This window comes from Motilibacter deserti, from assembly GCF_011250635.1.
In the GTDB taxonomy this organism is placed as follows: Bacteria; Actinomycetota; Actinomycetes; order Motilibacterales; family Motilibacteraceae; genus Motilibacter_A; species Motilibacter_A deserti.
Genome location: NZ_JAANNP010000003.1, coordinates 62,926 through 76,582, shown reverse-complemented (window position 1 = coordinate 76,582; position 13,657 = coordinate 62,926). Strand labels below are relative to the sequence as shown.

Sequence of the window (13,657 nt, the reverse complement as noted above, 5' to 3'; positions counted from 1 at the left end):
TCGGAGCTCGCAGCGTCGGAGCTCGCAGCGTCGGAGCTCGCGGGACCGGTCGGGGCCACCGCCGGGGTCAGTGCCGCACCGCGGTCGCGGTCGCGGCCGACAGCGCGCGGGCGAACTCCAGAGCCTGCCCGACGGCGTCCGGGCCGTCGGCGGCGGCGCTGACGCGCAGCGGCAGGTCGTCGGCGGTCGCGGTGCCGGTGTAGCCGTGGTCGGCCTCGCACTCCGGGTCAGAGCACGACGCCGGCTCCAGGTCGAGCCGGCTCACCGCGCCCCAGCCGACCGTCAGGGTGACCTCGTGCGGGAGCGTCCCGGGCAGGTGCCGGGCCGGGTCGGGCACGACACGGGTGACGACCACGCTGCGGACCGCGGAGATCGGGACGGCCTCGGTCGAGGTCGTCGCCACGGGCGCGCTGCCGCCGGGCTCGGTCGAGTCGTCGGTGTGGCCGACCAGGAGCCGGGTCGGGGTGAGCACGAGGACGGTGACGTGGCGGCGTACCTCCTCGCCGTCGAACGTCGTCTCCTGGTGCACGAGGTAGCTCTTGATCGACTCGCCCGCGAGCGACGTCTCGACCGCCTCGGCCACGAGGTCGGGGTAGTAGCCGGCGCGATCGATGCGCTCGCGCAGGCCCTCCAGGGACCGGGTGTCCGCCATGGCCCCATCCTCGCACCGGGCGCGCCGCGCGTCCTGCAGTGGGCGGTGCCGCTGCCCCGATCGGCGGGCTACTCCAGCCGGCGCGGCCCGGCGTCCTCGCGCCCTGAGGGTCGCGACACCCAGACGGCGGCCCGGACGACCGTCAGCCCGGTCGGGCCGGCGAGGACGGGGTCGAGCACCAGCTCGTGGACCTCGGGGACGTCGTCGACCAGCCGCGCGACGCGCAGCAGCAGCTCCTCGATCGCCCCGAGGTCGACGGGGTCGGCGCCGCGGTAGCCGGTCAGCAGCGGCAGCGCCCGGATCGAGCGGACCATGTCGGCCACGTCCACGTCCGTCACCGGCGGGAAGCGGTAGGACCGGTCGCCGAGCACCTCGGTGGCGACCCCGCCGACGCCGAACGTCACGACCGGCCCGAACAGCGCGTCCTCGAGCGCGGTGACGACGACGGGCACGCCGGTGGGGGCCATCCGCTGCACCATCGCGTCGCGCACGGCCTCCTCGCCGAGCGTCAGCCGCAGCTCGGTCCAGGCCCGGACGAGCGCGGTCGCGTCGCCGAGGTCGAGCCGGACGTCGCTGAGGTCGGGGCGGTTGCGCAGCCCGGGGACGGCCGTCTTGAGCACGACCGGGTAGCCCAGCTCGCGGGCCGCGGTCACGGCCTCGCCGACCGTGCTGACGAACACCGATGGCTCGACCTCGACGCCGTACGCCCGGAGCAGGTCCTCGGCGTCGGCGTAGGACAGCCGCAGCGGCGGGGCGTCCTCGGGGTGGCCGGCCAGCCGCTCCTCCACGAGCGCCCGGGCCGCCTCGCAGTCCAGGTGCGGCAGGTCCGGGACCGTCCCCTGCGGCCGGCGCCGCCAGGCCGCGTAGCGCGAGGCGGCGACGAGCGCCCGGACGGCCTCCTCCGGGGTCGGGTACGACGGCACCGAGCCGCGCGGCGGCATCGTCCCGTCCGGGGTGGCCCGCAGCTGCTCCGGGACGCCGCGGATGCCGAGGAACGTCGACACCACCGTCTTGCCCGAGGCCTGGGCCAGCTCGCCGAGCACCTTCGCCACGTCCTGCCCCGGCGTCACGAGCGGCGGGATGAACACCGCCACGACGCTGTCGACCTGGGGGTCGGCGAAGACGCCGGCCAGCGCGGCGGCGAACTCCTCCGCGGTGGCCTCCGGGCGTACGGACCGGGGGCGGCCGGCGAGCGTCATGCGCCACGACTGCACGGCGTCGACCGCGAGCAGGTTGAGCGCGTCGGAGTTGCCGACCACCGCGACCCGGTCCCCGGAGGGCAGCGGCTGGGTGGCGACGAGCTGGCCGACGTCGAAGAGCTGGCCGAGGGTGTCGACGCGGATCACGCCGGCCTGCCGGAAGAGCGCGCTGACCGCCTCGCGCGGGAGCCGGCTGTCGCGCAGCGTGTGGCCGACGGGGACGCCCTGGGAGGACTGGCCGGTGCGCAGCGCGACGAGTGGCTTGCGCCGGGCCACCCGCCGGGCGAGCCGGGTGAACTTGCGCGGGTTGCCGATCGACTCCATGTAGAGCAGGACCGCGGCGGTGGCCGGGTCCTCCTGCCAGTACTGCAGCAGGTCGTTGCCCGACACGTCGGCCCGGTTGCCCGCGGAGACGAAGGTCGACATGCCGAGGCCGCGGGCGGCCGCGCCGTCGAGGATGGCGACGCCGAGGGCGCCCGACTGGCTGAACATGCCGATCCGGCCGGTGGCCGGCGGCACGGGCGCGAGCGAGGCGTTGAGCCGGACCAGCGGGTCGGTGTTGACCACCCCGAACGACCCCGGGCCGATGACCCGCATCCCGTTGGCCCGGGCGAGCCGGACCAGCTCGCGCTGGCGCTCGAGGCCCTCCTCGGTGCCCTTCTCGGCGAACCCGACGCTGAGCACGATCAGCCCGACGACGCCCTTGGCCGCGCAGTCGAGCACGACCCGGGTGACGGCCTCGGCGGGCACGGCGACGATCGCGAGGTCGACCTCGTCGGGGATGTCGACCACGGAGGCGTATGCCTGGTGGCCGGCGACCTCGTCGGCGCCGGGGTTCACCACGTAGACCTGGCCGGCGTAGCCCGCGGCCTCGAGGTTGCGCAGCACGGTGCGGCCGACCGTGCGGTAGGCCCGGCTCGCCCCGATCACGGCCACGCCGGACGGGCGCAGCAGCCGCTCGATAGAGCGCGCCTCGGCGCGGTGCTCGCGGGCGCGGGCGACCTGCAGTGAGGTGTCGGTCGGCTCGATGCCGAACTCCACCGACACGATGCCGTCGTCGTAGTCGCGGCGGACGGTGTAGCCCGCCTCCTCGAAGACCGCGATCATCCGCGCGTTCGCCGGCAGCACCTCGGCGACGAACCGCTCGATCCCGCGCTCGCGGGCGGCCGCGGCGATGTGCTCGAGCAGCACGCTGCCGAGCCCGCGCCCCTGGTGGGCGTCGGAGATGTTGAAGGCGACCTCGGCCTCGCTGCCGTCCAACCGGTCGTAGCGGACCACGCCGACGATGTCGTCACCGATCGTCGCCACGAACGCGACCCGGTCGACGTGGTCGACGTGGGTGAACCGGTGCACGTCCCGGTCGGTGAGGCGGGGGTACGCGGCGAAGAACCGGAAGTAGACCGACTCCTCGGACTGGGCGTTGTGGAAGGCGTGCAGCCGGTCCGCGTCGTCAGGGCGGATCGGGCGCAAGTGGGCCGTGCCACCGTCCTTGAGCAGGACGTCGGCCTCCCAGTGAGACGGGTACGGCGCCTCTGCTTGAGACGGCTCCACCGCTCCCCCTGCCCTTCCGGTCGTACGCACGCCTGCCGCGACACAGCCGCCCCGGCGCCGGCGTCAACGCTACCGAGCCGCGCAGCTGGGAGAATGGGCGCGTCACCAGCGAAGGGAAGCTTGGCGCGCATGGCTCGCGGTACCCGTACACCTCCTCCCCCGGCGGACGACGTCCCCGAGCGGATCCTCGACATCGACGTGGCCGAGGAGATGCAGGGCTCGTTCCTCGAGTACGCCTACAGCGTCATCTACAGCCGCGCCCTGCCCGATGCGCGGGACGGGCTCAAGCCGGTCCACCGGCGCATCCTCTACTCCATGCGCGAGATGGGCCTGCGCCCGGACCGCGGCCACGTCAAGTCCGCCCGCGTGGTGGGCGAGGTCATGGGCAAGCTGCACCCGCACGGCGACAGCGCGATCTACGACGCGCTGGTGCGCATGGCGCAGCCGTTCTCGATGCGGCTGCCGCCGATCGACGGGCACGGCAACTTCGGCTCGCCAGACGCCGGCCCGGCGGCCATGCGCTACACCGAGTGCCGCCCGTCGCTGGCCGCGACCCTGCTCACGGACGGCATCGACGAGGACACCGTCGACTTCGGGCCGAACTACGACGGCCAGGAGCAGGAGCCGCTCGTCCTGCCGGCGGCGTTCCCGAACCTGCTGGTGAACGGGTCGTCCGGCATCGCCGTCGGCATGGCGACCAACATGGCCCCGCACAACCTCGGCGAGGTCATCGCCGCGGCGCGACACCTGCTCGCGCACCCGAACGCGACCCTCGACGACCTCATGCGGTTCGTCCCCGGCCCGGACCTGCCCACCGGCGGCCGGATCGTCGGGCTGGAGGGCATCCGCGACGCGTACGAGACGGGGCGCGGGTCCTTCCGCACCCGGGCCACGGTCTCGATCGAGAGCGTCACGCCGCGTCGCAAGGCGATCGTCGCGACCGAGCTGCCGTGGGGCGTCGGCGCCGAGCGGATCATCGAGAAGGTCAAGGACCTCGTCACCGCGAAGAAGCTGCAGGGCATCGCGGACATCAAGGACTACGCCGACGCGAACAGCCCGACGCGGCTGGTCATCGAGGTCAAGAACGGGTTCGTCCCCGAGGCGGTGCTCGAGCAGCTCTACAAGCTCACGCCGATGGAGGAGTCGTTCGGCGTCAACGCCGTCGCGCTCGTCGACGGCCAGCCGCGCACGCTCGGCCTCAAGGACCTGCTCCAGGTCTACATCGACCACCGGATCGTCGTCGTGCGGCGCCGGTCGGAGTACCGCCGCCGCAAGAAGGCCGAGCGGCTGCACCTGGTCGAGGGCATGCTCATCGCGATCGTCGACATCGACGAGGTCATCGCGATCGTCCGGTCCTCCGACGACACCGGTCAGGCGCGCTCGCGCCTCATGCAGGTCTTCGACCTTTCCGAGGTGCAGGCGAACTACATCCTCGACATGCCGCTGCGCCGGCTGACCCGGTTCTCCCGGCTCGAGCTGGAGCAGGAGCGCGACGAGCTGACCGCCGACATCGCGGCGCTCGACGAGATCCTGGGTGACGAGCGCAAGCTGCGCAAGGTCGTCTCGGGAGAGCTGGCCGACGTGGCGAAGGCGCACGGCACCCCGCGCCGGACCGTGCTGCTGGAGTCCTCGGGCGTCGCGTCCACCGCGGCGGTCCCGCTCGAGGTCGCCGACGACCCCTGCTTCGTGCTGCTCTCGACCACCGGGCTGCTGGCGCGTACGACGTCGGCGGAGCCGCTGCCGGCCGAGGGGGAGCGGGCGCGGCACGACGCGGTCGTGTCGGCCGTACGCTCCACGGCCCGCGGCGAGGTCGGCGTGGTCACCTCGGCCGGGCGGCTGCTGAAGCTGCCGGTGCTCGACCTGCCGGCGCTGCCGCCGACCGCCGGGCCGCCCGCGCTGTCGGGCGGCGTGCCGGTGTCGGAGCTGCTGGCGCTCGAGGCGCACGAGCGGGCCCTGGCCCTGTGCACGGTGTCGCCGGAGTCCCAGGGCCTCGCGCTCGGCACCGCGCGCGGGGTCGTCAAGCGCGTCGTGCCGGAGTACCCCGCGACCCAGGACTCGTTCCCCGTGGTCCGGCTGGAGGACGGCGACTCGGTCGTGGGCGCGGTCGAGCTGGTGACCGGCGAGGAGGACCTGGTCTTCGTCACCACCGACGCCCAGCTGCTGCGCTTCGAGGCCTCGGCCGTACGCCCGCAGGGCCGGGCGGGTGGCGGGATCGCCGGCGTCCGGCTGGACGCGAAGGCGAGCGTGCTGTTCTTCGGCGCGGTCGAGCCGGGGGCCGACGCGGTGGTGGTGACCGTGGCCGGCTCGTCCGGCGCGCTGCCCGGGACCGGGGGCACGGTCAAGGTCGCGCCCTACTCCGAGTACCCCGCCAAGGGCCGCGCGACCGGTGGCGTCCGGGCCCACCGCTTCCTGCGCGGTGAGGACGCCCTCGTCCTGGCCTGGGTCGGTGCGGCCCCCGCCCGCGGTGCGGCCGAGACGGGGATGCCGGTGGAGCTGCCGGAGGCGAACGGCAAGCGCGACGGGTCCGGCGTCCCGGTGGCCCAGCCCCTCGTGGCCGTTGCCGGGCCTCCGCTGGGCGCCGGGGCCTGATCGGGCGGCGCGTGCCGGGGTGCTGCCCCGGCACGCGCGCCCGCCGAGCCACGGGCGGGCGTCCCGTTGGGCGGGCCGCCTGATCGAATGGCGAAGGCTCACCCTGGATCTTCCGTTTCGCGGTACACAAGGGGCGTCGATGCGCTTTGCGCCGATTTCTCGACGCGCATGAGGGGGCCTGTTGGATCCGCCTTCCCCGCACGAGGGTGACCGCGGCGGCGCGCGCAGCCCCCTCGTCCCGCACGCGAAGCTCCGGCCGCCGGCCGCCACGGGCCTGCGGCGCGGGCGGCTCGACCGCGTGCTCCAGGCGGCGTGGCAGCACCCGCTGACGCTGGTGTGGGGGCCGGCCGGCTCCGGCAAGACGACGCTGCTCGCGCAGTTCGCGGCGGCCGTCGAGGACCCGATCGTCTGGTACCGCCTGGACGCCGAGGACACCGACCCCTCGGTGCTCCTGGCCCACCTGGGCATCGCCTTCGCGTCCGCGCTGGACAACGGCGCCGACGGGCCCGGCCCCCGCCGCACGTGGTCGAGCCTGGAGGAGGCCGTCGAGGAGCTCGACCGGGCCGCGCTGGACCGCGGGCTGCTGCTCCTCGACGACCTCGACGCGGTGTACGGCACGGACTCCGAGCGGCTGCTCGACCGGCTCATCGACTACGCGCCCCGATGGCTCGGCCTCGTGGCCGCCTCCCGTCGGCTCCCGCAGTGGAACCTGTCCCGGCGCCGGGTGTCCGGGCAGCTGCTGGAGGTCTCCCAAGAGCAGCTGCGCTTCCGCGCCTCGGAGGTGGAGCAGCTCTACCGCGACCTGTACGGCGTCCGGCTGCCGCCCGAGGACCTCGCCCAGCTCGCCCGCCAGACCGAGGGCTGGGCCGCCGCCCTGCAGCTGTTCCACCTCGCGACGCGCAACCAGCCTCCCGAGGACCGGCAGGCGATGCTGGCCGGGCTGCCGACGAGGCTGCGCTCCGTGCGCGAGTACCTCGCGCAGAACGTTCTGCGCCACCTGCCGGCGCAGCTGCGCAATTTCCTCGTCGAGACCGCCGTGCTCGGGCGCCTCACCGAGACCCTCTGCGACCAGTTCCTCGGCCGGACGGGGAGCCTCGCCGTGCTCGAGGAGCTCGAGCAGCGCCAGATCTTCATCCTGCGCCTCGAGGACGGAGCGAGCTTCCGCTATCACGAGATCCTGCGCCGCTACCTCGAAGGCGTGCTGCTGGACACCGTCGGCGAGCAGGGCGTGCGCGAGCGCTTCCTGCGCGCCGGCCAGCTGCTCGAGGGCGAGGGGTACGTCGGGGACGCGCTCACCGCGTACTGCCGCTGCGCGCACTGGGAGGGCGCGCGGCGCCTGTCGCACGACGCCCAGCCGGGTGACGACGCCGCCTCCGAGGCGGCTCCCGCCTCCCTCGTCGACAGCGACCCCTGGGTGGCGCTCAACGTCGCCCGGCAGCGCGTGCTGCTCGGGCAGTGGAACGGCGCTCTGGGGTCGTACCGGCGGGCGGAGGCGCTCTTCGGGGGCACGTCGGCAGCGGCGCTGTGCCGGCGCGAGGCGGTGTCCCTGTCGGCCTGGACCTCGCGGGTCGCGCTGACCGGGCCGGACTGGACTGGGCGGCTGCGCCGCGCGCTGGTGGCGGACCCCTCCGCGGCGGCATCGACCCTGCCCGCCCAGCCCACGCCCGGCGACCTCGTGGCCGCCGCCTGCGGGTCGCTGCTGGCCGGGTCGGCGGAGGAGGCGCTCGCCCTGCTGGCCCGACTGGCCCCGGAGCCGAGGACGGGCGTGGGCGCGGCCGTAGTCCTGCTGCGCGCCGTCGCCGCGGCCTTCCTGCCCGGCGCTCCGGCCGACCCGTCCCTCGTGGAGCGCCCGGCCGGCCTGGACCCGGAGGCCACCCCCTGGATCGCGCGGCTCGGGCGGGCCGCGACCGCGCTCTCCGCGACGCCCGCGGGCATCGAGGACGCCCGGGCGGAGGCGGAGCGGCTCGAGGCCGACGGCGACGAGTGGGGCAGCGCGCTCGCGCACTACTGGCTCGGCCGCGGACTCGCGGGCGCGGGGCGCCCCGTCGGCCCCCACTTCCTCCTCGCCCGCGACCGGTTCCTCCGGCTGGACGCCCCGGTGCTGGCGCTGTGGGCGCAGGCCGGGCACGCGCTGAGCGTCGACGGCCCCGCCGCGCGGTCGGCCGCCGAAGAGGTCGAGCGGCTCGCGCACCGGCTGCGCGTGCACGCGGCCGCCGTGGTCTCGGCCGGTCGCGGGAGCATCCCGGCCACCCGCCGGCCGGTGCCCGGTGCGGTGCCGCACGCTCCGGAGCGCCGCGTCGTCGTGCGCTGCCTGGGCGGCTTCGAGCTCTCGGTCGACGGCCGCACCCTCGACGTCGTCGAGCTCAAACCGCGGGCCCGGTCCGTGCTCCGCCTGCTGTGCGCGCAGGCCGACCACGGGGTCCATGTCGAGACGCTCCTCGACGCGCTCTGGCCGGACCTGGAGCCCGCGCCGGGCAAGCGCAGCCTGCAGGTCGCCGTCTCCTCGGTGCGGAGGGCGCTGCTCGAGGTCGCGGGAGCGGGTGCCGACGCGTGGCTGCGCCGCGACGGGGAGGCCTACCGCCTCCTGCTGCCGGCAGGCGCGGAGGTCGACGTCGTGCGCTTCACGCAGCTGGCGGCGCATGCCCGAACGGTGGACGCCCCGCCGCAGCGCCGGCGGGAGAGCCTGCAGGCGGCGGTGGCGGCGTACGCCGGGGACCTGCTGCCCGAGGAGGGGCCGGTCGACTGGGTCGTCGAACGGCGCCGCCAGCTCCAGGCGGAGGCGACCGCGCTGTCCCGGGCGCTCGTCGCGGCCTGTCTCCAGCTGGGCGACGTCCCCGGCGCGGTCGACGCCTGCGAGCGCGGCCTCGAGATCGACCGCTACGACGACGCGCTCTGGCGGTCGCTCATCGCCGGCCGGGAGGAGCTCGGCGACCCCGCGGGCCTGGCGCGCGCCCGGGCGGGCTACGCGCACGTGCTGGCCGACCTCGGGATACCTGGCCCGTCCGCCCCCGTGGCGGGCAGCGGCCGCCCGAAGGGGCAGGAGCCCGCCCCCGAGGCCGCCCGGAAGCCGCACGAGGCCGGGCGGCCCTGGGACGGGCGGGCCGCGCCGTGCCTAGATGAGCCCCTCGCGGACCGCGTACGCGACGGCGTGGGAGCGGTTCCGCAGCTGCAGCCGTGACGTCACGTCGTGGATGATGCTCTTGACCGTGCGCTCGGAGTAGGACAGCCGGACCGCGATCTCGGTCGTGTCGAAGCCGTCCGCGAGCATGGCGAGGACCGCCACCTCGCGGTCGCTGAACCCGTTGAGGCGCACCCCGCGCGGAGTGAGCACCTGGCGCTGCAGCTGGCCGACGTGCCGCAGCAGCCGGCCGACGATGTCGTCGGGCACGCGGCACTCCCCCTTGGCGGCCGCGCCGATGGCGAGCGCGAGAGCCTGCGGCGTCACGTCGCTGCGCCGGACCAGGCTCCCCGCCCCGGCCTCCGCGGCCCGGATCACGCTGGACTCCTCCAGCCGCGACGCGACGACGACGACCTGGTGGCCGCGGGCGCGCATCGTGCGCACGAGGGCGACGCACGCCTCGTCGACCTCGTCGACCGCCAGGACCGCGACGACGGTCGCGGCCGCCGGCACCTCCGGCAGCCGGGCCGCGTCCACGAGCACCATGTCCGGCCGCCCCGCCAGCTGGCCGACCAGCCCGTACCTCGACACCTGATCCTCGGCCTGGACGTACACCGACACCTGCCCGCTCATGACGCCCCCCTCACTCTCGCCGACCGCCGTCGTCGGCTCGTGCCGGACAGGAGACACCGGGGCGCTCTTCGGGGGCTGAACGTGCGCTCAACGCCGGCTCAACGGCCACCTGCGGACGTGCGCGAAGAGCCGGTTCCGCGCCCTTTCGGGCAGCGCAGTGCGCCCGAACGGCTTCCTCCACGGCCGTGCCACGGCCGGCCTCGGCGCCCTAGCGTGAGCCGTGCCGGCCGCGCGAGGCGTCGCCGGCCTACGGGCACTCCCGGCGGCTTCGAGGTGCAGGCGTGATCCAGGACGTGGACGAGTCGCTCCGCGCGATGATCCGGCAGGAGCTCTCCGACGACAGCCAGATCGACGTCGTCTTCGACGCGCCGACGACCGACTGGGCGGCCCGGCGCAACGCGCCCACCGTCGACGTCTACCTCTACGACGTCCGCGAGGACCTGCGCCGGCGCCAGGTCGGGATCGTGGACCTGGCCGGGCAGGTGTCGGACGTGCGGCGCACCGTCGCCCGCCGGCAGCCTCCGCGGTTCTTCAAGCTCTCCTACCTGCTCACCGCGTGGACCCAGCGGCCCGAGGACGAGCACCGGCTGCTCTCCTCGATGCTGCACTGCTTCCTGCGGCACGACCACGTCCCGCTCGAGCTGATGACCGGCTCGCTGCAGGGCTCGGGCGTACCGCTCGGGCTCACGCTCGCGATCCCGCCGCCGGAGGACCGGGCGCTCTCGGACGTATGGTCCGCGCTCGGCGGTGAGCTCAAGCCCTCCCTGGACCTCGTCGTGATCGTCCCCGTCGACCTGGACCGGACGGCCGCGGCCGCTCCTCCGGTCACCGAGCCGCCGCAGGTGTCCCTCTCCCAGGGGGTGGCCGCCGCGGGACCGCGTACGTCCGACCTGTCCGAGCGGGTCCGCGAGGCCCGGCTGCGGCGCCGTCGGGAGTCCCCCGGGACGGTGCCACGGCGGTGACGGACTCCTCGCTGGCCCACCTGGCGGCGCACCTCGCCGCCCTCGTCGAGCGCGTCCGGCTGCTGGTGCAGGCACGGCGAAGCGTGGACCCGGCGCCCGACGACCCGTTCCGCGGGCTCTACGTCACGGACGAGCACGCGGACCTGCTGCTGCGCCGTCCGGACCTGCCCGGCCGGATCGAGCCGGGGCCTGCCCGGCCCGCTCCGGGCGACCGTAAAACCCCTTCGGCGGAGGCGGCGGACCGGGCGGAGGCCGCGGGCGAGCGGCTGCGCCTGCGCGACCTGTGCCGCGGGTTCGACCTGGACGGGGTGGACCGGGACATCCTGCTCATCGCGCTCGGGCCCGACCTGGACCCGCGGCTCGAGCAGCTCTACGGCTACCTGCACGACGACGTCACGCGCCGGCGGGCCGGCGTCGGGCTGGCGCTGGAACTCGCCGGGCTGTCGCCGCTGGCCGGGGCGGACCGGCGCCGCGTCGTCCGTGGGCCGCTCGCCCGGGGCGCTCTGCTCGAAGTGGCGGAGGAGGAGCGCCCGTTCCTGACCCGGTCGCTGCGCGTGCCCGACCGCGTGACGGCGCACCTGCTGGGCGACGACACCCCGGACCCCGTCGTCGAGCCGTTCCTGCTGTCGGCGTCGGCCCGCGCGGGGCCGGCCCCCACGCAGCTCGTGCGCGCGCTGGCAGCGGGCGCGCCCGTCCACCTGCGCGAGCGGCCGGGCGCCTCCGGCGTGCTGCTCGCCGCCGCAGCGCTGGAGGAGCTCGGGCGGGAGGCCGTGGCGGTCGACGCCTCGGCGCTGGCCGCCGACACCGCCGAGACCGTCGTGCGGTCGGCGGTCCGCGAGGCCCGGCTGCGCGGGGCCGGCCTGGTCGTGCGCGGGCTCGAGCCGCTCGTCGCGAGCCGCTCTGCCATGGGGGTGCTCGCCGCCGCGCCGGTCCCCACGGTGCTCGTCGGCCGTGACCGCTGGGACCCGCGCTGGAGCGAGGCCGTGCCGACCCTGCTCGACGTCGCTCCACCGCCCGCACCGGAGCGGGCGCACCTGTGGCGGAGTCACCTGGACGGCCACCTCGCGCCCGCCGTCGACCCGGTCGACGAGACGCGGCACTTCACGCTGGCCCCCGAGCAGGTCGAGCGGGCTGCCGTCGCAGCGCGCGGCTACGCCACGGCCGAGGGCGTCCGCGTCCAGGGACCGCACCTGCGCGCCGGGGCGCGGGCGCAGAACGCCGGCGGCCTCGAGTCCCTCGCCCGTCGCATCGAGCCCGCCGTGGGCTGGGACGACCTCGTCCTGCCGCCCGGCCCGCTGGCCGGCCTGCGCGAGCTCTCGGACCGCGCACGCCATCGCGAGCAGGTTCTCGGCACGTGGGGCATGCGGCCCGGCGCCGGGCGCGGGCGCGGCATCACGGCGCTGTTCGCCGGCGACTCGGGCACGGGGAAGACGATGTCCGCGGAGGTGATCGCCGCGGACCTCGGGCTCGACCTCTACGCGGTCAACCTCGCGACGGTCGTCGACAAGTACGTCGGGGAGACCGAGAAGAACCTGGAACGCATCTTCAGCGAAGCTGACGGCGTCAATGCGGTGCTGCTCTTCGACGAGGCCGACGCGCTCTTCGGGCGACGGTCGGAGGTGCGCGACGCGCACGACCGCTACGCCAACATCGAGGTGGCGTACCTCCTGCAGCGGCTGGAGACCTTCGACGGCCTGGCGATCCTCGCCACGAACCTGCGGGCGAACGTGGACGACGCGTTCGCCCGCCGGCTCGACACGGTCGTGGACTTCCCGGTCCCGGACGAGGCGCACCGGCTGCGGCTGTGGGACCGGTGCCTCGGGCCTGCGGTCCCCCGGGCCGACGATCTCGACCTCGCGTTCTGCGCGCGGCAGTTCGAGGTGTCCGGCGGCAACATCCGCAGCATCGCGACCACGGCCGCCTACCTCACGGCCGCGCAGCAACGGCCGCTGTGCATGGCGGACCTGGTCCGCGCCGTGCAACGGGAGTACCGCAAGCTCGGGCGGCTGTGCGTCCGCGCCGAGTTCGGGCCATGGCTGGAGAGAGTGCCCTGACGCATCCGGCCGGACCTCGGCCGACGACGGACGGAGGAGGCAGCGATGAGCAACGCCGAGCTCAATTCCCTGCTGGGCGACGAGGGCAGGCGGCGCCAGCGACACGACGCCGCCGAGCGAGCCGACAGCACGTCGCTCGTCACCGAGGCGGCCCTGCGCGCGGGACGGCCCGAGGCGCTCGGCCACCGGGAGCTGCTGCGCCTGCAGCGCACGGCGGGCAATGCCGGTGTCCAGCGCCTCGTCGCGGGAGGGGGCGACGAGCACGAGGAGGAGTCGCCCGTCCACGGGGTCATCCGCACCCCGGGCGAGCCGCTCGACGCCGGCACTCGGGGGGCCATGGAGGCGCGGCTCGGCCACGACTTCGGCGACGTGCGAATCCACACCGACTCGGCTGCTGCGGGCTCGGCCCGCTCGGTGCAGGCGACGGCGTACACGGTCGGGAGCCACGTGGTCTTCGGGGAAGGCAGCTATCGGCCGGACTCGGAGGCGGGGCAGCACGTCCTGGCGCACGAGCTCACCCACGTCGTGCAGCAGCGCAACGGGCCGGTCGACGGGACAGCTGCGGCAGGCGGCATCCTGCTGAGCTCGCCGTCGGACCGCTTCGAGCGCGAGGCCGAGCACGTTGCGTCCTCCACGACGCCCGCGCCGGCTGCCGCCGGCCCCGCACCCGCGGCGGCGTCCGTCCAGCCCAGCGTGCAACGGGCCGAGGAGGACGAGCAGGCCGCCGAAGCACCCGCCTCGGAGGCACCGGCGTCCGAGGCACCTGCGCCCGAGGCCCCGGCAGAGGCCGACGAGGCGGGCGGCGAGGCCGTCCAGGCCATGGCCGTCCAGCGCGAGACCGACGAGGAGGCGCCGGACGAGAGGTGACGACAGCTCGATGGACACCAGCACCGCAGATC

The 13,657-nt window shown here is 75.5% G+C and carries 8 protein-coding genes; 5 read left to right on the top strand and 3 right to left on the bottom strand.

Annotated features, from left to right (window positions below; genetic code table 11):
* Positions 1–67 precede the first annotated feature (67 nt).
* Positions 68–652, bottom strand: coding sequence for a DUF5998 family protein (locus tag G9H71_RS08500; protein ID WP_166280749.1), 585 nt, complete (start codon positions 650–652; stop codon positions 68–70).
* A 68-nt stretch (positions 653–720) separates the two neighbouring features.
* Positions 721–3,402, bottom strand: a complete 2,682-nt coding sequence (locus G9H71_RS08495; protein ID WP_166280747.1) for a bifunctional acetate--CoA ligase family protein/GNAT family N-acetyltransferase — start codon at positions 3,400–3,402, stop codon at positions 721–723.
* Positions 3,403–3,531: 129 nt separating this feature from the next.
* On the opposite strand from G9H71_RS08495, the gene G9H71_RS08490 reads away from it, so the two are divergent.
* Both G9H71_RS08490 and G9H71_RS08485 read left to right on the top strand, forming a co-directional pair.
* A complete protein-coding gene (locus tag G9H71_RS08490; protein ID WP_231134455.1) occupies positions 3,532–5,991 on the top strand; it encodes a DNA gyrase/topoisomerase IV subunit A in 2,460 nt (819 codons plus the stop codon).
* A 181-nt stretch (positions 5,992–6,172) separates the two neighbouring features.
* Positions 6,173–9,169, top strand: a complete 2,997-nt coding sequence (locus G9H71_RS08485) for a BTAD domain-containing putative transcriptional regulator (protein ID WP_166280743.1) — start codon at positions 6,173–6,175, stop codon at positions 9,167–9,169.
* On the opposite strand, the gene G9H71_RS08480 is transcribed toward G9H71_RS08485, so the two are convergent.
* Entirely contained in the window at positions 9,104–9,742 is a 639-nt protein-coding gene (locus G9H71_RS08480) for a helix-turn-helix transcriptional regulator (RefSeq protein WP_166280741.1), read from the bottom strand. The genes G9H71_RS08485 and G9H71_RS08480 overlap by 66 nt on opposite strands.
* A 281-nt stretch (positions 9,743–10,023) precedes the next feature.
* On the opposite strand from G9H71_RS08480, the gene G9H71_RS08475 reads away from it, so the two are divergent.
* From G9H71_RS08475 to G9H71_RS08465, 3 genes are read left to right on the top strand one after another with little or no spacing between them, the layout of a single operon-like run.
* Positions 10,024–10,704: a DUF4255 domain-containing protein gene (locus G9H71_RS08475; protein WP_166280739.1), complete on the top strand. Its 681-nt coding sequence runs from the start codon at positions 10,024–10,026 to the stop codon at positions 10,702–10,704.
* The gene (locus G9H71_RS24990) at positions 10,701–12,758 is read left to right on the top strand and encodes an ATP-binding protein (protein ID WP_166280737.1); all 2,058 of its coding nucleotides are present in this window, start codon (positions 10,701–10,703) and stop codon (positions 12,756–12,758) included. Before G9H71_RS08475 ends, G9H71_RS24990 begins: the two co-directional genes overlap by 4 nt.
* Positions 12,759–12,803: 45 nt before the next feature.
* Positions 12,804–13,625, top strand: coding sequence for an eCIS core domain-containing protein (locus G9H71_RS08465; RefSeq protein WP_166280735.1), 822 nt, complete (start codon positions 12,804–12,806; stop codon positions 13,623–13,625).
* The last annotated feature ends 32 nt before the right edge of the window (positions 13,626–13,657 follow it).